This window comes from Mesorhizobium sp. M1217 (assembly GCF_040318275.1).
GTDB lineage: Bacteria > Pseudomonadota > Alphaproteobacteria > Rhizobiales > Rhizobiaceae > Mesorhizobium.
The window spans coordinates 111,281-136,010 of sequence record NZ_JAMYMA010000014.1 but is presented as its reverse complement, the minus strand read 5'-3'; the positions used below and the strand labels follow the sequence as shown (position 1 = coordinate 136,010).

Annotated in this window: 23 protein-coding genes and 2 pseudogenes; 14 read left to right on the top strand and 11 right to left on the bottom strand. The window is 61.9% G+C overall.

The window, feature by feature from the left end; all coding sequences use genetic code 11:
* Positions 1-72: 72 nt before the first annotated feature.
* The gene (locus tag NKH37_RS23125; RefSeq protein WP_353041506.1) at positions 73-666 is read right to left on the bottom strand and encodes an acyltransferase; all 594 of its coding nucleotides are present in this window, start codon (positions 664-666) and stop codon (positions 73-75) included.
* An 81-nt stretch (positions 667-747) separates the two neighbouring features.
* Entirely contained in the window at positions 748-1,461 is a 714-nt protein-coding gene (locus NKH37_RS23120) for a hypothetical protein (protein ID WP_353041423.1), read from the bottom strand.
* Between the two features lie 146 nt (positions 1,462-1,607).
* Between NKH37_RS23120 and NKH37_RS23115 the strand changes: the two genes are divergently transcribed.
* The 10 genes and pseudogenes from NKH37_RS23115 to NKH37_RS23070 form a co-directional block, all read left to right on the top strand.
* Complete coding sequence (locus tag NKH37_RS23115) at positions 1,608-1,772, top strand: hypothetical protein (protein ID WP_353041422.1); 165 nt, start codon at positions 1,608-1,610, stop codon at positions 1,770-1,772.
* A gap of 722 nt (positions 1,773-2,494) precedes the next feature.
* Positions 2,495-3,682: a magnesium transporter gene (locus tag NKH37_RS23110; protein ID WP_353041420.1), complete on the top strand. Its 1,188-nt coding sequence runs from the start codon at positions 2,495-2,497 to the stop codon at positions 3,680-3,682.
* A 141-nt stretch (positions 3,683-3,823) separates the two neighbouring features.
* Positions 3,824-4,708 (top strand): SulP family inorganic anion transporter, encoded by an 885-nt coding sequence (locus NKH37_RS23105; protein WP_353041418.1) that lies wholly within the window; start codon positions 3,824-3,826, stop codon positions 4,706-4,708.
* Positions 4,684-5,967 (top strand): cyclic nucleotide-binding domain-containing protein, encoded by a 1,284-nt coding sequence (locus NKH37_RS23100; RefSeq protein ID WP_353041416.1) that lies wholly within the window; start codon positions 4,684-4,686, stop codon positions 5,965-5,967. The genes NKH37_RS23105 and NKH37_RS23100 overlap by 25 nt, the downstream gene beginning before the upstream one ends.
* Before the next feature lie 312 nt (positions 5,968-6,279).
* Positions 6,280-7,551 carry a tetratricopeptide repeat protein gene (locus NKH37_RS23095; protein ID WP_023722243.1) on the top strand — a complete coding sequence of 424 codons (1,272 nt, stop codon included), beginning with the start codon at positions 6,280-6,282 and terminating at the stop codon, positions 7,549-7,551.
* 11 nt (positions 7,552-7,562) lie between these two features.
* Positions 7,563-8,375, top strand: a complete 813-nt coding sequence (locus NKH37_RS23090; RefSeq protein ID WP_031195034.1) for a FecR family protein — start codon at positions 7,563-7,565, stop codon at positions 8,373-8,375.
* Positions 8,376-8,465: 90 nt separating this feature from the next.
* Positions 8,466-10,436 (top strand): CHASE2 domain-containing protein, encoded by a 1,971-nt coding sequence (locus NKH37_RS23085; RefSeq protein WP_353041414.1) that lies wholly within the window; start codon positions 8,466-8,468, stop codon positions 10,434-10,436.
* Between the two features lie 746 nt (positions 10,437-11,182).
* A complete protein-coding gene (locus NKH37_RS23080) occupies positions 11,183-11,428 on the top strand; it encodes a type II toxin-antitoxin system VapB family antitoxin (RefSeq protein WP_023722247.1) in 246 nt (81 codons plus the stop codon).
* Positions 11,428-11,856: a type II toxin-antitoxin system VapC family toxin gene (locus tag NKH37_RS23075; RefSeq protein ID WP_353041412.1), complete on the top strand. Its 429-nt coding sequence runs from the start codon at positions 11,428-11,430 to the stop codon at positions 11,854-11,856. The genes NKH37_RS23080 and NKH37_RS23075 overlap by 1 nt, the downstream gene beginning before the upstream one ends.
* A gap of 157 nt (positions 11,857-12,013) precedes the next feature.
* Positions 12,014-12,678 (top strand): annotated as a pseudogene (locus NKH37_RS23070) (IS5 family transposase); the annotation flags it as partial.
* Between the two features lie 24 nt (positions 12,679-12,702).
* Here the strand turns inward: NKH37_RS23070 and NKH37_RS23065 are convergent.
* The 7 genes from NKH37_RS23065 to NKH37_RS23035 are packed head-to-tail and all read right to left on the bottom strand — an operon-like array spanning position 12,703 to position 18,958.
* Complete coding sequence (locus NKH37_RS23065; RefSeq protein WP_023722251.1) at positions 12,703-13,494, bottom strand: sugar isomerase domain-containing protein; 792 nt, start codon at positions 13,492-13,494, stop codon at positions 12,703-12,705.
* 29 nt (positions 13,495-13,523) lie between these two features.
* Positions 13,524-14,294: a GntR family transcriptional regulator gene (locus NKH37_RS23060; protein ID WP_031195039.1), complete on the bottom strand. Its 771-nt coding sequence runs from the start codon at positions 14,292-14,294 to the stop codon at positions 13,524-13,526.
* Positions 14,291-15,166, bottom strand: a complete 876-nt coding sequence (locus NKH37_RS23055; RefSeq protein WP_353041410.1) for an ROK family protein — start codon at positions 15,164-15,166, stop codon at positions 14,291-14,293. Before NKH37_RS23055 ends, NKH37_RS23060 begins: the two co-directional genes overlap by 4 nt.
* A complete protein-coding gene (locus NKH37_RS23050) occupies positions 15,163-15,900 on the bottom strand; it encodes a PIG-L deacetylase family protein (RefSeq protein WP_353041408.1) in 738 nt (245 codons plus the stop codon). Before NKH37_RS23050 ends, NKH37_RS23055 begins: the two co-directional genes overlap by 4 nt.
* Positions 15,897-16,730, bottom strand: a complete 834-nt coding sequence (locus NKH37_RS23045; RefSeq protein ID WP_352593153.1) for a carbohydrate ABC transporter permease — start codon at positions 16,728-16,730, stop codon at positions 15,897-15,899. The genes NKH37_RS23050 and NKH37_RS23045 overlap by 4 nt, the downstream gene beginning before the upstream one ends.
* Positions 16,731-16,732: 2 nt before the next feature.
* Positions 16,733-17,665 (bottom strand): carbohydrate ABC transporter permease, encoded by a 933-nt coding sequence (locus tag NKH37_RS23040; RefSeq protein WP_353041407.1) that lies wholly within the window; start codon positions 17,663-17,665, stop codon positions 16,733-16,735.
* Between the two features lie 27 nt (positions 17,666-17,692).
* Positions 17,693-18,958, bottom strand: coding sequence for an extracellular solute-binding protein (locus NKH37_RS23035; protein ID WP_353041405.1), 1,266 nt, complete (start codon positions 18,956-18,958; stop codon positions 17,693-17,695).
* Between the two features lie 328 nt (positions 18,959-19,286).
* Between NKH37_RS23035 and NKH37_RS23030 the strand changes: the two genes are divergently transcribed.
* From NKH37_RS23030 to NKH37_RS23015, 4 genes are all read left to right on the top strand, one after another.
* On the top strand, positions 19,287-20,579 hold the full coding sequence (locus tag NKH37_RS23030; RefSeq protein ID WP_353041403.1) for an ABC transporter substrate-binding protein: 1,293 nt from the start codon (positions 19,287-19,289) through the stop codon (positions 20,577-20,579).
* A 43-nt stretch (positions 20,580-20,622) separates the two neighbouring features.
* Positions 20,623-21,513, top strand: a complete 891-nt coding sequence (locus tag NKH37_RS23025) for a carbohydrate ABC transporter permease (RefSeq protein ID WP_353041401.1) — start codon at positions 20,623-20,625, stop codon at positions 21,511-21,513.
* Positions 21,510-22,382 carry a carbohydrate ABC transporter permease gene (locus tag NKH37_RS23020; protein WP_352484392.1) on the top strand — a complete coding sequence of 291 codons (873 nt, stop codon included), beginning with the start codon at positions 21,510-21,512 and terminating at the stop codon, positions 22,380-22,382. Before NKH37_RS23025 ends, NKH37_RS23020 begins: the two co-directional genes overlap by 4 nt.
* Positions 22,383-22,549: 167 nt before the next feature.
* Entirely contained in the window at positions 22,550-23,230 is a 681-nt protein-coding gene (locus NKH37_RS23015; RefSeq protein ID WP_352494300.1) for a hypothetical protein, read from the top strand.
* A gap of 40 nt (positions 23,231-23,270) precedes the next feature.
* Here the strand turns inward: NKH37_RS23015 and NKH37_RS23010 are convergent.
* Both NKH37_RS23010 and NKH37_RS23005 read right to left on the bottom strand, forming a co-directional pair.
* Positions 23,271-23,784 (bottom strand): annotated as a pseudogene (locus tag NKH37_RS23010) (DUF6088 family protein); the annotation flags it as partial.
* Between the two features lie 60 nt (positions 23,785-23,844).
* Positions 23,845-24,723 carry an SMP-30/gluconolactonase/LRE family protein gene (locus NKH37_RS23005; RefSeq protein WP_352549452.1) on the bottom strand — a complete coding sequence of 293 codons (879 nt, stop codon included), beginning with the start codon at positions 24,721-24,723 and terminating at the stop codon, positions 23,845-23,847.
* Positions 24,724-24,730 lie beyond the last annotated feature (7 nt).

Below are 24,730 nucleotides of genomic sequence, written 5' to 3'. Positions count from 1 at the left end.
TCGAAAATGCCTCAAATGCATGTCGCGCTATACGATGGCATAGCGCTCCTAGATGAACGGTACCCAAAGGCATCATTTCACTAGGTCGGCCGGGCGCACCAACGCGTCGGCCGGGACGTTGGATCGAACAATCGACCCGGCCGAGATAATCGCCCGATCGCCGATGGTGACGCCCTTCATAATCATGGCACTATTGCCGATCCATACATCATTCCCGATCGTGATAGGAGCCGAACGGATCCCAGGGTCGATGCGCGGGTGACCTTCCCTGAAAATGGCCTGCATCTGCGCAAAACGCTTCTGGGGGTCCATCGGATGCGAATTGGTGTCGTGGATCGCGACGCCCCATGAGACGTGCACCCGCTTCCCGATCTTGATCCCCACCGGGTCCGACGACCAAATCGTTGAGCCTGGGCCAAGATAGAACCAATCATCGATTTTGATCCGACCCTCGTGGGCAAAGACCTGCAAATGTCCATCTAAATGGCTGTCCGCGCCGATCAAGACGCGAGACCGGTCGCCGCGGATATTGAAGATTTCCGCCCCAGCGCCGAACTTCGTGCGCTGCCCGATGACGGCATTTTCCCTAGCAGCGCCCGTGGCGATCCATGACCAAAAGCGGCGGCGAAGACCTAAAACGGTGGAGAAGACGCGCATCGCGAACATCTGCCACACGGGATCATTCCAGTCTAGGGCTCCGAAGAAGCCCTGGCGCGCCGGGCAGTTTGACCCTCGTCTTGCCCGGGGTCATCCGGAATGATGGAGAGTTTCAGTTTGGTCATGACGGATCCTTCGACGACGCTCCCGGTCAGCATCAAAGCGTCCGACGATGCGCACTAAATCGCGGAAGGCTGAGCGGATTTGCGGCCATGGGAATTCGGAGTATTCCTCCCAGGCTTCGCCCTCGCGCAACACGGCATCGAGCTTTCCTGCCACACCGGCGAGACTCGTGGCGGCAGTCGTTGAGAACATTTTCAGCAGCTCCTGCGCCCGCTCGCCAGCCTCGCGCTCGGCCTTCAGCAGTGCGGTGTAACCGGTCCCCTCGGCAGCCGCAGCCCAGCGTGCCTGATGCAGGGCGAAATCAGCCTCGGCCTTCTTGCACAGAGCCGCTGAATTTCGGTCTTTGCCGAGCACGTCTTTGAGCGCCTCGACAGAATGGACCGTCAGTTCCTCGCCCGTGGTTAAGCGGACGGTCGCGCAGGGAAAGCCGACACTCTCGACGAGCTCCGCTTCCAAACGCTGCTGCCCGCGGCAAAGGCGCTCGGTCAGCTTGTGGGCTTCCTCCCATTCCCGCCATAGCTCCAGCGCCGGGTCAGAAGGCAAATTCGTCCTTCCGGTTCCAGCGTCGCCTGCGCACGCGCTACCTTCAAGGACCAATGCCGTGCTAGCCACCACTGTTCCCGCAAGTAGTCGCCTGCGGGTGACGTAAGGCAGAGTCGTGGTATTGTCGGAATCACCCATAATCCGAGCTCCAATCAGCTTGGGTTGTGGTCAGGCTGACTGGAGTGTTGGCGCACTCTGGTCAGCCGTTGAACGTGCCGTGCACGTGCGATGCACGTGCATATATATGCGCCTTTTGAAACTAAATATCAAGCCGCAGAGCGAAAATGACGAAAAAACCGTTCACCACCCGCCTTGACCCGCCGGTGCTGGTCTTGGCGCAGCAGCTTGCAGAAGCGGAGCGGCGTTCTGTTACTTCGGTGATAGAACTTGCGTTGATCGAGTATGCGGAACGGCGCGGAATCAAGATAAGCGGGAAGGAAAAGGATTAGTCAAAGCCAACTGGCGGACGCCGGCTATGAGGTCGAGGGTCTTCAGTCACAGTTCGACAGCTCGACGCATCCCCAATACGGGTGGCCTGTCAGGTGAGATGGCAATTGCCGAGCCGATGCCACTCTCGAAACGAGTCTTCGTTCGCCCCCAGGTGCGATCGAGCGGTCTACCGCTGTGATCAGTGGGCCTACGTTAACGCGGACGGACCGAAACGACGTCGAGTCTCACAAAGCAGGCTGCCTGCCCCGGACCTGCAAGCTCTCAAGAGCACCTCTCGTTCCGGACAGACTTCATACAGAGAATCCTTTTCTCAGGCTAAACTATTACGGCTTCACGCAAATCACCTTGTCATCCTGGCGAATTCATCAGCCTCAGAGCTGGTGGAACTGGCAAGATGCGCCGCATGAGGCAAATCATTCGAACGTCAGAGGCCCTGCCTCTGCAGAGTTTCCGGGTTTTAAGTTTCATTGGTGCGGCGTGCTCGCAGAGCCTACGAAAAGACCGGTGAAGTTCGCAACACGTTGAATTCTCGGCGACACGCAGAGGTTACAGCCCGCCTGTATGCACCCGCAATGGCTCAGATTTGTCTGGGTACGGTCTACTCGGCGCCTGGAGAAGGCGAAGATTCCCAGATCGAGGCGCTTAGGCCACTGCGCCAGGGCGGAGCGATCAGATTCGTGTCATACCGTCAGAGGCAAGACACTCGCAATTGGGGGAACAGATGAAGGAAGAGAACGACGTTGAGAAGCTGGTGCGCACGCTGCGTGCTCGAGCACCTGATGACGCGGCGGTATTGCTGGCCCGAGAGTCTCCCGAGTTCATTCGGGACACACTAAAGTTGTTGCCGGACCGGCACGCCCGTAAGGTGGCGGAGCATTTACCGCCGCATATGCGGCCTATCAAGCCTCATGGCGATGGCAAGGACCTCGCGATCCCCGAGTCGCTCGTCGAGCTGATCGACCCGATTCCCGCCAGCGTTCCTGTCGGCACGACTGTAGCCGCCGCAGTGGAGGCCGTCAGACGCACCCAGGTGCCGACCGAGCTCACTTATCTCTACGTCACCGACCAGGGCGACAAACTGGTTGGCCTCGTAGTCCTGCGCGATCTGATGCTGAGCGAACCCGACGCAACCGTGGATCAGATCATGCTGCCAAAGCCGTTCGCCCTCCCCGTCGGTCTGTCCTTGAGCGACGCCTGCAAGGCTGCGGTACGCCGGCACTACCCTGTCTATCCAGTGGTGGACGCGGAGGACCGGCTGCTCGGGCAGGTCCGTGGCTGGCGCTTGTTCGAGCAGCAAATCATCGAGATTTCTGCCCAGTCGGGCCAGATGGTGGGTGTCCAGAAGGAGGAGCGTTCTTTCACGCCGCTGTTTTCAGCCTTCCTGAAGCGTCATCCGTGGCTGCAGCTCAACCTGCTGACGGCCTTCATGGCCGCTTTCGTGGTCAGCTCGTTCACAGGCACGATCGAGAAGATTGTCGCTCTGGCGGCATTCCTCCCGGTCCTGGCCGGGCAGAGCGGAAACACCGGCTGCCAGGCACTGGCTATGACGCTGCGTGGCCTTGCCTTGGGCGATGTGGATAAACGACCGAAACTGCACCTGGTGATGAGGGAGGGTGCGCTCGGGATCGCCAACGGCGTGCTCGTCGGCCTTGTGGCGGCTGCGGCCATGTGGTTCTACGCCTCGCGGCAACCGGAGTCGGCGGCCCAGGCGCCCATGCTGGCACTTGTGATCCTGCTCGCAATGTCCGGATCGTGCCTCATGTCCGGAATCTCCGGCGTGCTGATCCCGCTGGGCCTGCGCCGGGTCGGCGCCGATCCGGCCGTAGCTTCGGCGATCTTTCTCACCACCGTGACCGATATCGTAGGCATGGGCCTGATGCTCGGGCTGGCCACCATGCTCGTGCTGTAGTTTGAGCGTGTCCGCCGATGCGCGTCCTACACAAGGACGCGGTCGGCGGGATCACCACCGTGAGATCTTGTGGGGCTTTGAAACGCCGTGACTGAACAGGTTGCGATACAGACGGATTTTGCGCGTAATTTAAGCGCAGGGATGGGCTTTCTGGCCCAGGAACTCACCGCGGGCGTGACGACCGCGGGCGTAGCATTGCCGATGTGCGTCTCCTCCGGCGTCCTTGCCCTATCACCGCTCGGCGCAGATCGGGTGGCGGAAGGCGCCCTTGCCGGCGTCATCGCTGCCATTGTCGGCGGCATTGTCGCGTCCGCATTTCAACGGTCGTGCTTCGTGACGACCATGCCCAGCAACTCGCTGATCCAGGCGAGCCTGCTGGGATCCCTGTTGGTCGCTCTCGACGGCAACACGACACAAGCGCTGCTTGCCTTCGTCGGTTGCGTGATGCTGACCGGCCTATGGATGATGCTTATCGGCGCAACCGGACTCGCCCGGATCGTCAAGCTTGCCCCCCATCCGGTTGTCGCCGGGTTCGTCTCGGGCGTCGGAATCCTGGTCATCAAGAGCCAGACGCCGATGCTTCTCGCGGTCTCCTCCTGGAGCGGCATCGTGGCGGCGGATTTCAGCCTGGCCACGGTCACAAGACTTCCATTCGGTCTTGCGCTGATCGCGGCCATGGCGATGATCACGCGGCTTGCGCCCAAAGTTCCGGCGCTGCTTGCCGGCCTGATCATCGGCTATGTAATCTACCATGCTGCCCGTCTGTGGGCGCCCGACATTGAGCTCGGGCCCGTTATCGGATCGATCGATATAGAGGGCTGGGCACCGGTAAGCATGATCGAAGCTGCCTCAACGCTCCGGCTGGGGCTGAAACATATCTGGTGGACCATGATTGCGGGCTCGTTGACCTTGGCGATCGTGGGAACGCTCGACACCGTCTTTACCCTGCGCCCTGCGCGCAATCTGGCCGACATTCAGGCCGCGCCCTTGTCGGGCTGGGCATGGCCAATCTTGTCTCTCCCATGATGGGCGGGCTGTTCGTATCCACGTCGGCCGCGCTGACCGCCGCCAACTACCGTGCCGGCGGGCGCATGCGCACCTCGACGTTTGCGAGCCGGGCGGTGCTGCTTGCGGCCATCCTTGCGTTCCCGAATCTGATCTTCTCGATGCCGCTGGTTGTGCTGTCCGCCATTCTGGTCTTCGTCGGCATCAATACCATCGACCGTTGGGCACTGCGGACGGCGCGGCAGGCACTTCTCGGCGACAGCGCGGTGGGCCGCAGCCAGGCACGGCGCAATATGGCCGTGGTCGCCGCTGTGGCGCTCGCCACAGTCCTTGGCCAACCCGTTATCGGCGCCGTGGTCGGCGTGGCGCTGGCCTGCATTGTCTTCATGATCGAAATGAGCCGACCGGTGGTGCGGCGCAAGGAGATCGTCGGCAAGACGCGCTCCAGGCGCATCCGCTCCACTGCTCAGACCGAGTTGCTGGCGATTCACGAGCGCGAGCTGGCGGTCCTCGAGCTGCAGGGCGTGCTGTTCTTTGGCAATGCCGATGAGCTCGCGGAGGAAATTGACCGCCTGCCCAGCGTGGTGCGAGTGATCATTCTCGATTTCCGCGCCGTCAGCGACGTCGACGCCTCCGGCGCATTGACCTTGCAGCAGATCTCCGCTCGCAGCGCCCGGCGTGGTCAGCGATTGTTCTTCAGTGATCTCGGGGATGCCGAGGCCCTGGAGGAGTTTACGTCACAAAGCGATGGGCCCAACATCTACCCCGATCTCGAGGCAGCGCTGGAGCGCTTCGAGGAGGAAATCGTCGAGTGCACGGACAGTACTGCCCGCTCGGTGATAGCGGTGCCGCTCGAGCGCACCGATTTCGGCATGACCATGGCGCCGGAAGATTTGAAGGTGCTGATGAGCTATCTCGACCACGTCGAGTTCCCCAAAGGCGCCGTGCTGTGCCGCGCTGGCGATCAGGCGGACCGACTGTGGATGCTGACGCGCGGTTGTATCAGCGTCTGGGTGGATGCGCCGGGCGGACGGCGGCGGCTGGCGAGCATCGGGGCTGGATGTACTGTGGGGGAAATGGGCTTCCTGACCGAGCGACCGCGCTCGACCGACGTGATCGCGGACGAGGACGTTGTTGCCTATGAGCTGGCCTCGTCTGCCGCCAACAAGATATCAAAGGCCAAGCCGCATATCGCGCAAGCCGTGTTGAGAAGCATTGCCCGCCAGCTCTCCGATCGCCTCCGCAATGCGACGGAAGACCTTCGGATGAGCCATATGTGACATCGATGGGGCAGGCAGCGCCCAAACGCGTGCAGAATCACGCGAACTATATTGATCTTGAAGCACACTAGTTTCGTTAGCGGGCGATGAGTTTTGTTAGTTTCTATCGCTACGGAATACTTCAACCGATACAGCAACGCCGATAAGATGTTTTGGCAAGCAGCGCAGCCGAAATACGAATTAACTCGATAGTTTGTTGCGCGGCTGCAACAGCTGTTGAAAACTCGGACGATTTCGTCACAGGTCAGTCGCCTTTTTCTTGTAGTCGTGCTAAATCGTTCGCACTAGTCGGGTTTGGGGTGGGTTCTCGGCATGCAATCTTCGTTTCGGACGATCGTCGGCTGCGCCGCAGCGCTGCTTTGTACCGGCGAATTGCCGGCCGGCGCGCAGGGTCTTTTTTCGGCCTATGAGGATGCTTTTTCAGCCCGCATCGCCAGTCCGGCCGACAACGGAACGCTCGCCCAATTCGTCACGGTTGCCGTTAACGCCGGGCAGTACGATCAGGCGATCTCGTCAATCGAGCAGTATTTGATCAAATATCCCCGCGATGCGCGCGCCCGGCTGGCGGCCAGCCGGTTGTACTATCATGTCGGCTCCTATGAATTGGCTCGGCGGCAGGTGCAGTACGGCATGGAAGTCGGCGGCCTGACCGCAAGTGAGCAGCAGGAAGCTGTTCGCCTGCTCGCCCGCATCGAGCGCGCGTTGCGTGGCGTCACCTGGGAACTCGCCCTGACCGGCGGCGTGTTCAGCGCATTTACCGATTTTGGGCCCGGCGGGGCGCAGGACGACGACAGCTTCGTCTCGCCCTATGGGCGGGCGGAAGGCTTTGTCCGATGGGACCTCGGCACGCCAAGTGCCGACGCTCTCGTTCTTTCGGGGTCATTGACGGCGACACAGCGCTTTTTCACGCCAGACCTGTCGGTTCCGGGTGGCAAGGAGACCTTCATCCACGGCAACGCCGCGATCACCTGGGACAAGGGATTACCCAACAGTGGGATCGATTCGCTGCGCCTGCTGCTTTCGGCGTTCACAGTTACGGATCGCTTCGACAGCGATATCCAGGAAACCGGCATCGGCGTCAGTGGGCGCTTTCTTGTGCGCCCGACGGTCGAGACGACGCTCTTCGCCGGTGGCGGCTACATCGATCTAGGCGCCTCGCAAGGCATTTTCGCCGATAGCAGGCTTTTCTATGAGGCAGGCGGCAGCTACCGCTTCCGCAATGGCCAGGCGCTCGGACTGCGCTTTGTCGGCTCGAATGACTTCGCCTCCGGATCTGAAATCGGCCGCAGCTACACGGGCGAGGTCCGCTATGGCGGCCTGTTGATGAACGTACCGGATCTTTTCGCATGGTCGCACCAGGTCGCTTTCTCGGCCGGACATAGCGACGCTCCCGATCTGTCCATCGGCATCGGCACAAGTATCAAGAGCGACTTCTGGCGCATTGCCTCGGAAAGCGATTTTCAGCTGACGGAGTCGCAGAAGATCAGCGTCGATCTTGCCTATCGCGAAACCAACTTCGACATCGCCAGCCGCGACCGAAAATCGTTCGAAATGCTCATGAGCTACACGTTGACGCTCAATTGAAAGAGGCCGCGATGAGGACCCCGTACCGTCAGATCGCCATTTTTGTCGCCTGCCTTGCCTTTGCGGCACCATCTGCCGCTGAAACGGTCGGGTCGATGACGGCCTACCAGACCAACATCGTCCGCAACAACGGCGGGACAATGAACGTCGGCGCGGGCGTCGAACTCGGCGACCAGCTGCGCAGCAATCCCACTGGTCTTGGAATGCTGGTGTTCCGGGACGAATCGAGCGCCAAGATTGGTCCGAACACCAGCCTGACGATCGATGAATTCGTCTACAATCCGGGATCCGGATCGGGAAAGATCGACATCGGGATGAACAGCGGCCTGGCCCGATTCTATGGCGGCCAGGTTTCGAAAGGCGGCGTCATGCAGGTTGCGACGCCGCACATGGTGCTCGGGGCCAGAGGCGGCATCATCGAAGTGCTGGTGGCAGCCGGCCAGACCGTCGGCATACTGCGCGCCGGCCGCATGACCTGCACGATGAATGGCAAACGGCTGGTCATCACAAACCCGGGCTTCGCCTGCACGTCGGAAAATGGCAAGCTGCTGACCGGCTACGGCGGAATCGACACCTTCCCGATATTGGACAGCATCGACCGGATTGCCGGCACCGGCCTGCCAGGCGCACCGGGTCCGGGATTGGACGTAAGCGCGCTTTGTGCGTCGGCACTCGGCGGCTCGCTCAAGGTCTGCGAGTCCAGCGATGGCGCATTGCCAGGAGTGGTCATGGAGTTCCCCGACAGCCCAACGCCACCTGCCGGGGGCGGGGTGAAGGATGAGGGCGATGGCGATGGCGAGGGCTGCGACTACTACTGCAATTAGGCCCGGCCGCACGACATGAGCCTTTTGGCCGGTTGGCGCTGGGCTGATTGGCGGCAAGCTGGCAGGCGCAAAATATCCGGCCTTGTGGTCGTGCTCCTGCTGCTCGCTTGCCATTTGACTTTTGACGGGCCGTTGTCGCGCCTGCGTGAGCGGACGTACGACTTCTACCAGTTTCTCGCCCCACGCCAGGCGACGAGCAATCCTGTCGTGATCGTCTCGATAGACGACGCCAGCCTCAAGGCACATGGGCGATGGCCCTGGAACCGTGGCCTCTTGGCCGATCTGGTCGATGGCATCACCGCATCCGGCGCGGCGGTGGTCGGGCTTGCGCTGGTACTCCCCGAGGCCGACACCTCGCCTGAGGGCATCGGCGGAGACAAGCGCCTGGCAGCGGCGCTGGCGAAAAATCGAACGGCGCTTGCCGTCAGCCTAGGCAATGAGGCGACGGTTTCAGAAGCAGAACCCAAAGCCGGCTGGTCGATCGTCGGGCAGGTACCCGATACACTTCCCGGCTTCACCGGCCTGACCGGCTCGCTTGCCGAATTCTCGAACGCCGCCGCGGGCCTCGGCGTGATTCGCACCTTGCCCGATCCCGACGGCGTACTGCGCCATGTGCCGCTGCTGTGGCTTCGCAATACCGCTCAAGGCGTGCAGCTGTGGCCGTCCTTCGCGCTCGAGCTTCTGCGCCTTTACGCCGGGCAGGACGGCTACATAGCCCGGATGAATGCCGCCGGGTTCGACGCACTCAGGATGGCCGGCGCCATCGTGCCGCTCGAGCCGGAGGGGAGCATCCGCCTCTGGGAAACCGCCACGGATACGCCCCGTATATCTGCCAGCACTATCCTTTCGGGCGGCAGTGATCCGCGGCTGCGGGACGCCATCGCCATTGTCGATCTGTCGGCCGTGGGACTGACGCAGTACCTGCCCACCCCGACACGTCCAGCGCGACCAGGCGCGGACATCCACGCCGATGCAATCGGCCAGATGCTTGCCGGGCGCTACCTGGCAGAGCCAACGCACGCGCGTATGCTCGAGCGGCTCTGGTTTGTCCTCAGTGCCGTCGTTTTCATCGGGCTTTCCGGAGTGCTCGCCGGGCGCGTCGTGCTTGGTGCCCTGGCTCTCGTGCTGCTGGCCGTCACGCCGTTCGTGTTCGGCGCTCTCGAATACAGCCTGCAGGGTGCACTCTATGACCCGCTGCAGCCGGCGCTTGCGACGATCCTGGTAGCCGGCTTCGAAGGCTATGTTCTCTACAGGCGCAGCGAGCAGCGCCGGTCCACCCTGGCACGGCAGTTCTCCCAGTATCTGTCGCCCTCCGTGGTGCAACGCCTCGCAAGCTCGGACACCGAAGCGATCCTGTCCGGCGAGAAGCGCGAGATCACGATCCTGCTCAGCGACATACGCGGCTTCACGACGATGAGCGAACAACTCGATACCCAGGAAATCGCCAAGGTGGTCAATCACTTCCTCGGCATTGCGACCGATGAGATCCTCAAGCGCGACGGCACTATCGACAAGTTCATGGGCGATGCGGTGCTCGCCTTCTGGAACGCGCCGCTTGATCAGCCGGACCATCGCGAGCGCGCGCTCGACGCGGGGCTTGCCCTGATCGAACGGGTGAAGCGTGAAGACGCCGCCTTCGCCGCGGACGGCCACCCCTCCATCGCAATCGGCGTCGCCATCGAGACCGGCATCTGCTCGGTAGGCAATTTCGGCTCCGAACGGCGCTTCGATTACACCGCGATCGGCTCCCCGGTGAACCGCACGGCACGGCTCGAGTCGACGACCAAGAAGCTGGGCATCCCCCTGGTGCTTGGTCCCGGCTTTGCGGCAGGAGCATCGATGCCGGTCGTCCAGGCAGGCGCCTTTGAGCTCCAGGGTTTCAAGGGCGAGGTGCCGGTTTTCACCGTTCCGGAGATGCAAGCTGCTCACCAAGGTTTGAGCCGCGAAGTAGAGAGCCAACGTGGTGAGCAATCTGGCGCCCCTGCCGTGGTGGTTGGTTCGCCGCCATCCGTGCAAATGGCACCGCCTGATCTTGCACCCCGAACCCGAAGCACACGCTGACCGGATCCAGCGGATCGCAGGGGTGCCGACCTGCTTTGTGAACTAATACTGCTGGGGAAGCCTAGGTGTCATCAAACGGCCCTTTAATTGCGGGTGGCTGTCAATCCGGATCAGCGCGACAGCCGATGAGACGCGGATAGACGGCGAAGGGATCCGTCGAGGTAACCCCGGCAATGATTGTCGAGGCCGCCGAATTTTCGAGCGAGAAGATAGGCCGTGTTATCCAGTTCACCACGAATGGCAGCACGGCTTCGTTGAGTTAGCCGACGCCATCATGTGGAGGCAGCGCGTGGTTCCGATTGTTTATCCTCGCCGCCGGATCATGCGCTCGGGATGTTCCCAAGAGCATCCAGCCGTAGCACTCCCCGAGCTGCCCTAATGAGAGAGTTCGCTGGGCCGGGATTATGGCCGTTATGAACCTGACGCAATCGATGCAGCGCTGGCCTCGTCCGGGCGCGTGGGCGGTCTATCGACATCAATCGGTCGCCGCGGATGTTGGGATGCGCAGGCGTCGGCGTACGTAGCACCGATGCGCCTTGGGCATGTGGGCGTTGACAGTGACATGGCCGCAGCGACGTGTTTCAGACGCCGAGCAATTCCAAGGACTGAGCACCAGAACCGAACCTTCCGACGGATTTTCGCGAGCTGCATTCCTCCCTCCCCTCCTTATCAAAACCGCCGCTCGCGAATTCGCTGGCCAGTATATCTGCGATATGATATACATATATCACTCAGAGGATATACAAATGCCGCTCTTCATTCGCGATCCCGACGTCGATGCCATGGCCGTCGAGCTGCAGCAGATTACCAACGCGCGCAGCAAGACCGAGGCCGTCAGAACCGCGTTGCGCCATGAGATCGAGCGCAACCGCGGCAGCGTCCCGCTGCGCGAGAGACTTGCCAAAGTCAAGGAAATGGCGCGGCGGATCGGGCCGGCCAACCCTGATTTCGATATGAAGAAATTCACCGACCAAATGTGGAGCGACGACTGATGTTCGTCGATGCCTCGGTGATCGTTGCCATCCTGAACGAGGAACCTGGCGCGGAAGAACTGGAAAAGCGGCTCGCGGCCGCGACCAAGCCGCTGTATATCTCCCCGCTCGTCCGGTTCGAGGCAGTCCAGGGTCTCGCGCGAGCATCGGCCGAAGCCATCAAAAAGAACGCCAAGCCCACGGCCGACATGCTGGCGCAAGCCCGTGAGACCGTCGACGCCTTTTTGATCGAGATCGCCGGCAAGGAAATCATGATATCCGGCGACATCGGCGACCGGGCGATCGAAGCCAGCATGAAATTCGGCAAAGCAGTCGGGCACAAAGCCGATCTCAATTTCGGCGATTGTTTTGCCTACGCTTGCGCGAAGGCTCACCGGCTTGCCCTGCTTTACAAGGGCAATGACTTTTCACAAACTGATCTGGCGTAAGGCTTTCCTGGCCTTGCATCGCGGCGCGAGAGCCGATGGGCCCTTTTGCATGCTTTGGGCGAATCGTCGTCTTTCATGGTTAAATGCAATATTACGAGGAACGTTCGCTGCAGCACTGGTTTTCTTCGGCACGATCACCGTCCAGGCACAGCGGGCAGACGGCATCTTCTGGGTGCTGCGATCGGGTGCGCCATGCCGCGATCTTCCAGGGGGCGATACGGCCCACGCACCACCTGCTACAATCGCTTCGTTCGATGGCGGAAAGCAGGTGTGTGGGACCGCCTCATGCATGGCATCACCAAAGCCCACGATGCAACGGTGCAGATGATCGATACCTCCATTGTTCGCGTCCATCAGCAAGGCGCGACAGCAAAAAGGGGGATCGAGATTATTGTCTCGGTCGTTCCCGATGCGGGCTGACGACCAAAGTCCATGCTCTTGTCGACGCCGAAGGCAGGCCGATCAAGCTGACGCTCACGGCAGGTCAAATGAGTGACATCGCCTACGCAGCGGACTTGATCAAGGATTTGCCCGAGGGTGCCATGCTGCTCGCCGACAAGGGCTATGATGCCACGCCTTGCGCAATGCCGTCACCGAGCAAAAGGCATGGGCCAACATCCCGCCCAAGGCCAACCGCAAGGACCCGATGTGCTTCAGCCCCTTTCTCTACAAGGCCCGCAACCTCGTCGAACGTTCTTCAACAAGGCCAAGCAGTTCCCTCGCATCGCAACTCGATATGACAAGCTGGCAGAAAACTACCTTGCTGCCCTGAAACTCGTGTCAACTCGCATCTGGCTACGCGGTGATGAGTCTACGTCCTAGCGTTTTGCGTGCCCTGCCCGGTTGTCATTCGCCGCGCATGGTCGCCTGGAACGTCGGCAGGTGCTTCTTCTGCGCCTCGAGCATTTTCTCGCGATAGACGCCATAGATGACGTCGGTGTCGTGCAGTGTGACGCCGGCAATTGTCGGCGAGGCAAAAACCGGCAGTTCGATGCCGCGTTTCGAAAGCGCCTCGGCGGTGCGCGCGATCAGCTCATGCGCCAGGATCATGGCAAGCACGGTCGACGAACCGGAGACCGGCCGGCTCCAGCCCTCGACCGGCACGATGGCATCCTCGATCGGCGAGCAGGTGTCGATGACAAGGTCGGCGGCATCGGCAAGCCGTTTGCCGGAAGAGTGCGTCGCCGGCTTGTCGAGATTGTTCTTGCTAGTTATCGCAACGACGAAGATGCCGCGTTTTTTCGCATAAAGCGCGGTGTCGATGCCGGACGAATTGCGGCCGCTGTGGCCAAAGATGATGATCGAATCGCCTTTGTTCAGCGGCTGGTGGTCGAGGAATTTCTCGGCGTATTTCTCGGTCCGCTCCAGCCACAGAAGTTCGCGCACGCCGCCGGCGCCGAGCACGTTATGCCACATGACACGCGGGTCGGTCAGCGGATTGAAGCCGACATAGCTGCCGTAGCGCGGAAACACTTCCTGGACCGGCAACACCGAGTGGCCCGAGCCGTAAAGATGAACCAGCCCGCCGCTCTCGAGCGTGTCGGCAAAGCGGCTGGCCGCTTCGCCAAAGGCTTCGGCATTGGCTTTCGAGGCCTGTTCGATGAGGGCGGCAAGGCGGGGTATGTAAAGATCGGACACGTCGGTACTCCTGTTATGGGTCGGCTGGCTCAGCTTCTTGCGGTTGGCGCGGCGCGACCGGCACGCAGCGTCGAGCGGATTTCGTAGCGGTCGCCACGCATCACCGAGACGGTGAATTCGAACGGGCCGCGCTCGTCGGTGGTGATGCGCTCGACCACGAAAGCGGGGCTCCCCGCAGGCAGATCGAGCAACTCGGCATCCGCCGCCCCGACAGCGCCGACACGGTAGTTTTCGCGCGCTGCGACCGGCACGATGCCGTAATGGCGTTCCAGCGCTTCGTAGAGCGAGCCTTGCAGCAGGCCGGCATCGAGAAAGCCCGGCACGCGCGCGGCCGAGAGCTGCGCAGTCTGAATACCGATCGGTTCGTTGTTACCGAGCCTGAGCCGCCGGATGCGCACCACCGGGTCGCCCTCCTCGATCTCCAGCGCTCCGGCCGCGGCGGCATTGGCGGTGGTCAGGCTGCAGTCGAGCAAGCGCGAGCCGGCGACCACGCCCATATTGCCCATTTCCTGCGTGAAGCTGGTGAGTTCGCGGGTGCCGGCGACCAGCGTGGTGGAGCGCACGAAGGTGCCACGGCCATGTTCGCGCCTGAGCAGCCCGTGCTCCTCAAGATTGCGCAAGGCGTGTCGCAGCGTGATGCGGCTCACCCCGAACAAGGCGCACAGTCTGTCTTCGGCCGGAATCTGGTCGCCGGTCGCCCACTCGCCACTCTTGACGATGGCGCGGATGGCCTCTTCCACCTGATACCAGAGCGGCTCGGGCCTTCTGCGGTCGGGCAGATGGAAGCTCGCTTGACTCATCTTATCTGCCTCCACTGTGCTCCGGCGAGACCAGCCAGCGAGGCGCCGACGAGACCGGCGCGGGAGCCGAATTCGCCGGACCGCAGAACGACGTCGCGCAGATGCGGCGGCAACTGACGCCGCAATGCCGCAAGCAGCGGCGGCCCTATCACGTCCAGCGCATCGGCAAGCCCGCCGGAAATCAGGATCGCCTGCGGATCGAGCAGCGCGACCGCACCCGCAAGGGCAGTGCCCAGCCGGCGCGCCGGCAGCTCCAACGCGTCAAGTGCGGCCGTCTTGCCAGCCCGCGCGGCCTCGATCAGCCTGCCGCCATTGGCCAGCCCGATCTGGCGCGCCGCGGCGTCGAACGCCCGCCCGGAAGCGAAGCGCTCCAGCCAGCCGCTACGGTCCTCGCCTTCATCCTCGATGTCGGCGCAGGCCCAGCCGAATGAGCAGGCGCCGCCATATGCGCCGGCAACGATGCGATTATTGGCCAGAACGGCGGAGCCGATGCCGGTGCCGATCGCCAGCAGGATGGCATCGGACAGGCCCTTTGCGGCACCTTCGATCGCTTCGGCCAGCATGGCGATCTGTGCGTCATTGGCAACGGCAACGCGCAGACGAGGAAACAAGGCCGCGATGTCGATGCCGTCGAGATAGGGCAGGTTCGGAATCCAGCGGCAGACCGAGCCCTCGACAAGTCCGGGCACCGCGAGCCCGAGGGCGTCGACCGGACCGGCCTCGGCGCGCAAGGCACCGATACGGGCGACGAAGGCATCCAGGCTTGTCGGCGCAGGCTCGCGGCTCAGCATCTCCAGCCAGCGAACATCGCCGCTATGGATTGCGGCGCGCAAATTGGTGCCGCCAAGATCGATAGCCAGAATGCGTGTCATCGAGAGCCGCTCCGATTGGCCGGCGCGAACAGGCCACTGCCGGCTTGCCAGGACTGCGGGGCCGCCGCAAAACCCTGCGCGTAGCGCGTGCCGCGCAGGCAGCCGCGAAGCCGATAAAGCGCACTGTAATAATCGACGTAGGGGAAACTGCTCAGGCCGCGTGCCAGTTCGTATTCCCGCACCGCCTCGCTCCAGGCCTCGAAGCCGTCGCTGACGTCGACGAGGTGTTCGGGGCGAAAGCCTTCGTCGTCCTCCCAGTTTTCGCCGAACAGCAGCAGTTGCGGTGTGTGTGCAGCATGGTCGCGCTTCAGCGTCGGCAATGCCGCAAAAAAAATACCGGTCTGTGTCAGTCGGGCCGCGGCGCGATGGTCCTTGTGCCAGCTGCCATGCCAGTGAGTGATGACGATTTGCGGCTTCAACTCGCGCACAACATCGCAAACCTTGAGCGCCGTCTCGTCGTCGCAAGGCAGGAAGGCGTCGTGCAGCCCGAGACTGCGCATGGCAACGCCCAGCCTGGCTGCGGCCTTTGCGGCCTCCTGCTCCTTCTGGACGCAATAGTACTCGGGGGCGAGGCTTGGATGGCCCTGCTCGCCCATGCTGAGATGCAGGAAGGTGACTTCGGCACCGCCTTGCACCGCCGCCGCCGCCAGTGGACCGGCAATCACCTCGGCATCGAAGGCATGCGCCCCGACGACCAGAATCGAGCGTGCGGCATAGACCTTGTCCTCGATCATTTCGCGCCTCCCCCGGAGCCGACGCCCTCGCGAATCTGGCGGGCAAGCAGACAGTACATGATCAGGATGGGCGCCATGGAGATGGCAAGCGAGGCGAACACGAGGCCCCAATCCGTGCGGAACTGGCCGACAAACACGCTGATGGCCAGCGGCACGGTCTTGTAGCGGTCGTCGAAGATGAAGATCAGCGGGAAGAAGAAGTCGTTCCACACGGCGATAGCGGTGAAGATGGCGACGATCGATACGGCTGGCTTCACCATTGGCAGCACGATCTGGAACAGAATGCGCGCCTCGCCGGCCCCATCCATGCGCGCAGCCTCGTCGAGCTCGGACGGCAGTACCCGCATGAAATTTGCGAAGATGAAGACGGCGAAGGGAATGCGGATGGCCGAATAGACAAGGATCAGGCCGATCAGCGAATCGAGCAGGCCAAGGTTGCGCATCAGCGTGAACAGCTCCACCGAGGCAAGCCGGATCGGCAGCATGATGCCGGACAGGAACAGGCCGAGCATGATACCGTTCCAGCCCAGCCGATAGCGGCTCAGCGGATAGGCGGCCATTGCCGACACGATAATCGTCAGGATCACCGCACCGCCGGTGACGATCAGGCTGTTGATGAAATTCTGGCCGAGATCGGCGCGCGTCCAGGCCGCAACGAAATTGTCGAAGGCAAAGCTTTGCGGCAAGCCGAGCCTGTTGTCGTAGATCTCCGCCGTGGTCTTGAAACAGGAGACGACGAGAATATAGAGCGGCAGCAGCACCGCTGCGGTCCACAGGACCAGCGCCGTCCAGCCGGGCAGCCGAACAAGCTGTCGAGGGATGGCGAGCATATTCACAGTTGCACCGTGCGGCGGTCGAAGAAGCGCAGCATCACAAGCGTGCCGATGCTGAGGATGAGAAACAGCAGCGTTCCCAGCGCAAGCGCCAGGCCTATATCGGTGATACCGACCGCGCCTTCGGCGCCGAAAGCGAGCCGGTAGAAATAGGTCACCAGCGTGTCTGTGGAATAGCTCGGATTGCCCTGCACGCCTTGCATGACATAGACGATGTCGAACTGGTTGAAGGTGTTGATGAACGACAGCGTCGTCAACGTGCCGACGGCCGGCATCAGCAAAGGCAGGGCAACCGAGACCAGCATGCGGCCGCTGCCGGCGCCATCCAGCCTGGCAGCCTCGAATATCTGGGACGAAATCTGCCTGAGGCCGGCGGTGTAGATCAGCACCGGCAGGCCCATCCAGTTCCAGGCGTCGACGGCGATCAGCATCACGAGTGCCGTGTGGCTGTTGCCGAGAACCGTCAGGCTGCCTTGATGCAGGCCAAGGCCGTTGAGCATCCATTCGATGGTGCCGCCGGGCGCCAGCAGCAGCCGCCACAGGGCGCCGACGATGACCGGGCTCAGCACCGCCGGGAAGAAGAAGACCGACTGGAAGAAGGCCGCCCCTTTGGCGCGCAGGAACAGCAGCCAGGCCAACAGCAGACCAAGGCCGTTCTGGAAGAGCATGACGCCGAAGAACCAGGCGACGTTGTGCCAGAGCGCTCCGTAGAGCCGCCCACCGCTCGGGAAAACGAACAGGCGGGTAAAATTCGACAGGCCGGCGAACTCCAGCATGCGCAGGCCCCTCCAGACGAAGAAGCTGCCCCACAGCGACATCAGCAGCGGATAAAGGACAAACAGCGCATAAACGGCCAGTGCCGGCACGATGAACAGCACGGCCATGCGCTGCTGGGTGCGCTGAAGGCTGCTTTTGCGGCGACGGGCGATCATGTGCTGTTTCGCGCAGGGTGTGACGGCCTACTGCTTCGGCTTGAACCAGCTGCTGACGGCGGCCTGCATGTCCGCCGCCAGCTTCTGCGGCGTGATGTTGCCTTCGACCATGTCGATGATCTCGGACTGCAGGATCGAGGAGGCCGTAGGCGTCTGCCAGCGGAAGCCGACAAGCGTCAGATAGGGTGTGGAATTCTTCGACATCTCCATCATCGTGGCGAGTACCGGGTCCTTCACGGTGACGTCGGTACGGGCCGGCGGCCAGCCCAACTCGTCGGCGAAGAGCTGCGCGAACTCGGCCGAAGCCATGAAGTTGAGCACCTTGATCGCTGCCTCCTTGTTGGTGCTTTCAGAGACCAGACCATAGGAGCCGTCTGAAAAGGCCGAGGTGTAGAGCTTGGTGGCAGGATTGTCGGCGGGGAACGGGAAGATCGAGAATTTCAGCTTCGGGTTCTGCGCCTTGAAGCTGCCGTTCTCGAACGAGCCGCCGAAGAACATGGCCGCCTTGCCGCCGATGAATTGCTGTGTCGAGGTGGTGTAATCGACCCCGGCAAAGCCGTCGGAGAAATATGGCTTCAAGTCGGCATAGCGTTTCAGGGCAGCCACGTAGCGCGGATCCTCGAAGGTCGCCTTGCCGCTCATCATTTCGTCGTAGAAGCCCGGGCCATAGATGGTCGGGCCGACAACACCGACGCCGATCTCCAGCGCCCAGGCGGAGCCGTTGGCACCGCCGGCGGCTATTGGCGTTATCCCCGCCGCTTTCAGCTTCTCGCAGGCGGCGACGAAATCTTTGTAGGTCTTGGGAATGTCGATGCCCTGGGCGGCGAAGATGTCTTGATTGTAGAAGACGCCCATCATCGGCACCGAATAGGGCACGCCATAGATCTTGCCGTCGGCAACGCCACGAGCGCCGCCCAGCGCGCTATCGGGCATGTTCTTCAGCTCCGGCACGCTGTCGTCGAGCGGGTCGAGATAGCCACCCTCGATGAATGGTTGCAGTTCGCCGTAAGCCTTGAGCTGAGCGATATCAGGCCCGCGGCCGCCACGCAGCGCCGTACTCAGCCGGTTCTGGTAGTCGGCGTCGGGGGTGAACTGGATGTTGACCTTAATGCCGGGAGTCTTGGCCTCGAAGGCGTCGAAGATGCGGCGCATCGCAGCCTCGTCCTCGGTGCGCCAGCTCCACAGGGTCACGGTGTCGTCGGCCTTGGCCGGCAGTGCGGTGAAGACCCCAGTGCAGACCGCGGCAAACCCGCCGATCAGGCCGAGTGCGGCGCGTCGATGAATTGAAAGCATGCTCAGTCTCCCATTCTTGTCGATATTGTCATCCCCACGGCGGTTCAAAAGCCGCAAGGCAGTCATAGCTTTTCTCATGTCATTATAACGACATGACTTGGACCGCAAGTGCCTTGCGGTATGTTCGGGCATGGCCGGCAGCGGAGAATCATCTCGAACTGTATCAGATAATTTCTTGTTTTCACGATGTAATCTTGCATGCTTGGTTGACCGCAGTAAGAAAACGCCGCAACACAGGCAGGAGCTCTCCACGAAGATAGCGCTTGCATCGTTGCTTCAACTTGTCATAACGTCATGGACGTCGCTGTGTGGCTATGCGGAGGGTCGGATGTCTTTGGCTTGGATTTCGAAACTGGCGCTGGCTGCAGGGTTGTTGGCCTCGCCCACCATTGGTTGGACCCAATCGGTCAACATCTCCTATCTGACCCACTGGTCGCCCGAAACGGTCGCTTTGCTGGACGCCGCGGCCAAGGACTACGCCAAGAGCAATCCGGATGTGACCGTCACCGTGCGCGCGGTCCCCTTCGGCGATCTCCTGACGACACTGCGTTCCCAGGGCGGCAGCTCGGACGGGCCGACGATCGGCGGCATCTATGATTTGTGGCTGCCCGAACTGGCGCGAGACAAGCTGGTCGCGCCGGCCCCCGATGCGGTTGCCGGCGAGGTCAAGAGTGCGTGGCCGGCCGGTGTCGTCAGTGCGGCCTCTGTTGGTGGCACGCTCTACGGCATTCCAAACGAGATCGACGTCTATGCACTGAACTACAACAAGGAGCTGTTCAAGCAGGCAGGCATTACGGCCGCGCCGAAAACCTGGTCCGAATTGAAGGATGCGGCCCAGAAGCTGACCAGGAAAGATGCCGGCCAGCAAGGTTTCGGCATGATCAATTCCTGGGCGGCGGGCGTCGTCCATCCCTTCGCCTCGCTGCTGGCCTCCAATGGCGGCGAGCTGGTCAAGGACGGCAAACCGGTGCTCGACAGTCCTCAAGCCGGCGAGACTTTCCAGCTCTACGAGGACCTGATCAAGTCCGGTGCCAGCGATCCGGCGATGGCCACGGCCGACGCCAACACAACCGGTCCCTTCCTCGACAATTTCGTTTCCGGCAAGACCGGCATGATCATCATGGCCAACTGGTGGGAAAGCGCATTGAAGAGCGGCATGGGCGACAAGTTCTCCAACATCGCCACCGCACCCATCCCGGTCGGTCCGAGCGGCGACAAGCCGCACTCGATCTCCTATTCGTGGATGGCCGTCGTCAACGCCAATGCCGGTGAGGCCGAGCAGAAAGCGGCATGGGATTTCCTGGTATGGCTGAACAGTCCGAAGTCCGGCAAGAACGGCGCATCGGCAATGTCGGATATTCTGATGTCGATGGGCATCCTGCCGACGCGGACCTCCGACATCGAAGCCCATAAGGACAAGCTCGGCTCCGAGTTCCTGTCCGGCTATGTCAGCGTCCTTGCCGACGCCAAGCCCTTCCCTGTCGTGCCGGGCGGCCAGGAGTTCAGCGAATCGCTGCAGCAGACGCTCGAGGCGTTGCAGTATGGTCAGCTCTCGGCCAAGGATGCGCAGGCGAACGCGCAGGCCGATGCCGTCTCGATCCTGGAGCGTGCCGCCAAATAGCGAAGGCGCTGTTTCGAGAGCCCGGCGCTTTGGAAGCAGAGCGATGATCAAGACCTATCGTGCCTCGGCGGGCATCATGCTGGCGCCTGCCGTGACATTGATCGGTGTTTTCATCCTGCTGCCGATGCTGCTCACCATCTGGCTGTCATTCCAGGACTGGTCGACGCAGACGCCTTTTTCCAATGCGAGCTTCATCGGCTTCGACAATTTTCGCGAAATATTCGGACCGACCTCGGTCGGGCGGGATTTCAAGCGAGCACTGCTCAACACCGCGATCTACACGGCATTGTCGGTGATGCTCATCCTGCCCCTTTCGGTCGCGTTCGGTTTGATGGTCTACCAGCGCGATGTCGCAGGCGGCACGGCGCTGCGGACCGTGTTGTTTTCCACCTACATGGTGCCGATGATCGCCGTGACGCTGGTCTGGTCGAAGCTTTATTCGCCGAGCGAAGGGCCGCTCAACCAGATGCTCGGCCTCGCCGGCATCGGCCCGCAACCCTGGCTGTCCTCGCCAAGATCGGCGTTGATCTCGATCGTCGTCCTCAATGTCTGGCAGCAGATCGGCTATTTTACCGTGCTGGCCGTTGCTGGGCTGACTCAGATCCCGGGCAGTCTTTACGAGGCGGCGACTCTGGACGGCGCCACCCGACGCGAACAGTTCCGCTTTATCACGTTGCCGCTGCTGCGGCGCACGCTTCTGTTCAGCGCCGTCATCGCCATCATAAACGCCGTGCAGGTGTTCGAGCCGGTGGCGCTGATCACCCAAGGCGGGCCGGTCGGCTCGACCAATGTGCTGACCTATCACATCCGCCGTGTCGGCATCGAGCGCGCGCAAGGCGGATTGGGATCGGCCATGGCACTGATGCTGATGTTGGCGCTGATCGTCGTTGTGTGCGCGCTGTTTGCATTTGCCAACCGGAAGGATGACGAATGAGCGCGCCGGGCCGATCAGCATCGAGCCGGTTGGCGCGCAAACGCCTGGCGGGCCGCAGAGCACTGCTCGCCACGCTGATGCTACTGGTTGCCGTGGCCTCCGCCTTTCCGCTGTTGTGGATGGTGCTCTCCAGCCTGAAGACGCCGGCCGAAACCATGCAGGTGCCGCCGGTGTGGATACCGCGCACGCCAAGCCTCGAAGCGTATGAGAAAGTGTCCGGCGTCATAAATGTCGGCCGCTCGATGTGGAATTCGCTCGTGATCGCCACGATCACCACCACCGGCATTCTGGTCACCAGCATGATGGCTGGCTACGCCTTCGCCAAGCATCACTTTCCCGGCCGCTCACTGCTGTTTTCGGTGCTGATCGCCACAATGTTCCTGCCGCCGATCGTGACTTTGGTCCCGCTGTACCGTCTCGTCGGATCGATCGGCCTGAATGCCAGCCTTGCCGGCATCATCGTGCCCAACCTCGCCAATGCCTTCGGCATCTTCCTGATGCGCCAGTTCATCGCCGGCGTGCCGGACGATTTGATCGACGCGGCACGGATGGATGGGGCGTCGGAACTTGTGATCCTGTTCAAGATCGTCGCGCCGAGCGTGGCGCCCGCGACCGCGGCATTGGCGCTGTTTGCCTTCGTCTATCATTGGAACAGCTATCTGTGGCCGCTTACCGTGCTGCAGGGCAATGCGGAAGATTATCCGATCGTCATTAGCCTCAGCCGCCTGCTCAGCTACAACAGAGGTGCGCTCAACACCGGACTGGTCATGGCGGGCGCCACTCTTGCCGTGCTGCCGCCACTGGTGCTGTTCGTTTTCCTGCAGCGCTTCTTCGTGGATTCGATCGTCGGCTCGGCGATCAAGGGATAGCGTCGGCGGCACTGCCGGCTTACGCCCGGCTGTCGTCGGAACGCGCCCTGAAAGCTACCAAGCCATCAGCGAACTTGGACGCCAAATGCCACAGCTTAGCTGCACCTGTGATACCGGTTGTTGTGCTACATATGTAACCATGCTCATCGCCCCAGGAGCGGGAGATCATGGCACTTACCCATGAGACTATTGAACTGTCGGGATTTGGCGTCCTCACCGGAAAGCCGAAGGAGGTTGGTGACCGACTTGATCGCCTAACTGCCGAGCTGGTCATAGCAGTAACGGTCGAGCATGGGAGTGAGCCTGCTGTGCGCGGCCTCGCGGACACGCTCGTCAGCATTGCGCCTCTGGTGCGTACGATCCTGATGAGTCGCCAGCGCGAAGCCATAAGCACGATAATCGACGCCCTGGTCCCTGACGTGCCGCCTCCGCAACACATGCTCATAGAAGCGCGGATGGCGGCCGAGGCGAGAAGAGAAGTATTGGAAAGCGGCGATTGGCTGACCGCTCCTCAAGTCGCGACAATGGCAGGGTTCAGCACGAGCAACCCACGTGCGCAGCCAAACAAGTGGAAAAAACAAGGCCGCATCTTCGCAGTTCGGCATCGGGGCGTAGACTATTTTCCCGGCTACGCTCTGGATATTGCAGCTGGATATCGGCCCGCTAAACCGCTCGCTAAGGTTCTGAGTGTGTTTCGCGGGAAAAAGGATGCCTGGGGGCTCGCCTATTGGTTTGCATCGATCAATAGCTTCCTTGGCGGCAAACGTCCGCAAGATGTGCTCGCCTCGGACCCCGAACGCGTTCTTTCAGCTGCCGAGGATGAGTTAGCACGCGCACCACATGGCTAATCGACGCTGCTTGGCGCGCGAAGCTATGGTGAGCCGCATCCGATGGTGAGTCGCCCATGGCGCATGGTATCGGACGCATCCAGGCCGGCGCCTGTATGGCGGTCGAGACGTGTCTCTTTTTTGTCACTCAGGGACAGTTGGCGCGACGCGATCTGAACGACATCGGCGGCCCGTGATGGCTCGAGATGCCGCAACGCCTGAACGACTGTTCCCGCACCACTCCCCGGTGCTATCAGGTGTTTGGGCGACGCATGGCGCAGGTCGATAACACGCCTTCCGAGCACCACGCGACGGGATGAACCGTCCGTGAGATATGAGATTCGGGCGGGAACTTGGCTGGTCAGACCAAGCGCATTGGCCGCATGCGTCCCGGCGACCTGCACATGAGAGCCCGTCTCCCTGGCCAGACCTGGGCAACATCATCGGGCGACGGGGAAAGCGCCCAAGTTTTGGATGCAGTTTCGGGAAATCGTAAAGTCCGCGGGCGAGACGCCGCAACCTACCTCTTTGATGAGGCGCGAGAGCGCCTGATCGATCGCTGACCGTCCCGCCAGATCTTGCGGAAGGCTGCCCCGGAGGAGGACAGCGACTAAGCGACGGCACGATGCCGAGCTTCACGCAGCAAATCTCGGCTCCGGAACTCCCGTTACTCCGAGGCCGGTGATGGCAAAAAGGCTGCCGCGTAAAACTCCGTCGCCCGGAAAGCGCGGCAGCGGCGGCTTGGCCATCGACGTGACGTAGAGGGTGTCGAGCTTCGGCCCGCCGAACATGACGCTGGTGATCTTCTTGACGGGCATGTCAATGATGCGATCAACGCTGCCGTCGGGCGCGTAACGCACCAGCCTGCCGTCATAGACCAGCGCGTTCCAGAGGAATCCTTCCGAATCGACAGTTGAGCCGTCGGCCGCCCCTCCCCGGCTGGTATCGACGCGCGTGAAAGTGCGCCGGTTATTGGCGGCACCGGTTTCGATATCGTAGTCGTAGGCCCAGATCTCGCCGGTCCAGGTGTCGGCGAAATAGAAGGTGCGGTCGTCTGGACTCCAGCACGGGCCGTTCGAGCAGATGATGCCGGAATCTATCCTGGTCACGGAGAAATCGGGATCGAGCCGGTAGAGCCCTCCGGAGGGTCCCTCTTCCATCGTGTCCATTGAGCCCGCGAAGAAGCGGCCGCGCCGATCGACCTTGCCGTCATTGAGCCGGTTCATCGGCCGGTCCGGCTCCGGATCGTGGATCGGCGTCACCTCGCCGGTGGCGAAATCAAGCAGATGGAAGCCGCGCTGCAGCGACACCACCGCGCCACCGCCGTCCTTGCGCAACGCCATCGAGCCGATCTTCATCGGCACGTCCCAGCAACGGATCTCGCGGCCGTCGGCGGTCGCCCGAAACACGCGCCCATCGAAACTGTCGATCCAGTAGAGGCGCTCCTGTTCAACGTCCCACAGCGGTCCCTCGCCCAGCGTGGTTTTCACGTCCACCACGACCTCGATCTTCATGCCGTCC

Coding starts and splice junctions, on each gene's coding strand:
- NKH37_RS23125 (WP_353041506.1), bottom strand. CDS start 666: ATGTTCGCGATGCGCGTCTTCTCCACCGTTTTAGGTCTTCGCCGCCGC.
- NKH37_RS23120 (WP_353041423.1), bottom strand. CDS start 1,461: ATGGGTGATTCCGACAATACCACGACTCTGCCTTACGTCACCCGCAGG.
- NKH37_RS23115 (WP_353041422.1), top strand. CDS start 1,608: ATGACGAAAAAACCGTTCACCACCCGCCTTGACCCGCCGGTGCTGGTC.
- NKH37_RS23110 (WP_353041420.1), top strand. CDS start 2,495: ATGAAGGAAGAGAACGACGTTGAGAAGCTGGTGCGCACGCTGCGTGCT.
- NKH37_RS23105 (WP_353041418.1), top strand. CDS start 3,824: ATGGGCTTTCTGGCCCAGGAACTCACCGCGGGCGTGACGACCGCGGGC.
- NKH37_RS23100 (WP_353041416.1), top strand. CDS start 4,684: ATGGCCAATCTTGTCTCTCCCATGATGGGCGGGCTGTTCGTATCCACG.
- NKH37_RS23095 (WP_023722243.1), top strand. CDS start 6,280: ATGCAATCTTCGTTTCGGACGATCGTCGGCTGCGCCGCAGCGCTGCTT.
- NKH37_RS23090 (WP_031195034.1), top strand. CDS start 7,563: ATGAGGACCCCGTACCGTCAGATCGCCATTTTTGTCGCCTGCCTTGCC.
- NKH37_RS23080 (WP_023722247.1), top strand. CDS start 11,183: ATGCCGCTCTTCATTCGCGATCCCGACGTCGATGCCATGGCCGTCGAG.
- NKH37_RS23075 (WP_353041412.1), top strand. CDS start 11,428: ATGTTCGTCGATGCCTCGGTGATCGTTGCCATCCTGAACGAGGAACCT.
- NKH37_RS23060 (WP_031195039.1), bottom strand. CDS start 14,294: ATGAGTCAAGCGAGCTTCCATCTGCCCGACCGCAGAAGGCCCGAGCCG.
- NKH37_RS23055 (WP_353041410.1), bottom strand. CDS start 15,166: ATGACACGCATTCTGGCTATCGATCTTGGCGGCACCAATTTGCGCGCC.
- NKH37_RS23050 (WP_353041408.1), bottom strand. CDS start 15,900: ATGATCGAGGACAAGGTCTATGCCGCACGCTCGATTCTGGTCGTCGGG.
- NKH37_RS23045 (WP_352593153.1), bottom strand. CDS start 16,730: ATGCTCGCCATCCCTCGACAGCTTGTTCGGCTGCCCGGCTGGACGGCG.
- NKH37_RS23040 (WP_353041407.1), bottom strand. CDS start 17,665: ATGATCGCCCGTCGCCGCAAAAGCAGCCTTCAGCGCACCCAGCAGCGC.
- NKH37_RS23035 (WP_353041405.1), bottom strand. CDS start 18,958: ATGCTTTCAATTCATCGACGCGCCGCACTCGGCCTGATCGGCGGGTTT.
- NKH37_RS23030 (WP_353041403.1), top strand. CDS start 19,287: ATGTCTTTGGCTTGGATTTCGAAACTGGCGCTGGCTGCAGGGTTGTTG.
- NKH37_RS23025 (WP_353041401.1), top strand. CDS start 20,623: ATGATCAAGACCTATCGTGCCTCGGCGGGCATCATGCTGGCGCCTGCC.
- NKH37_RS23020 (WP_352484392.1), top strand. CDS start 21,510: ATGAGCGCGCCGGGCCGATCAGCATCGAGCCGGTTGGCGCGCAAACGC.
- NKH37_RS23015 (WP_352494300.1), top strand. CDS start 22,550: ATGGCACTTACCCATGAGACTATTGAACTGTCGGGATTTGGCGTCCTC.
- NKH37_RS23005 (WP_352549452.1), bottom strand. CDS start 24,723: ATGAAGATCGAGGTCGTGGTGGACGTGAAAACCACGCTGGGCGAGGGA.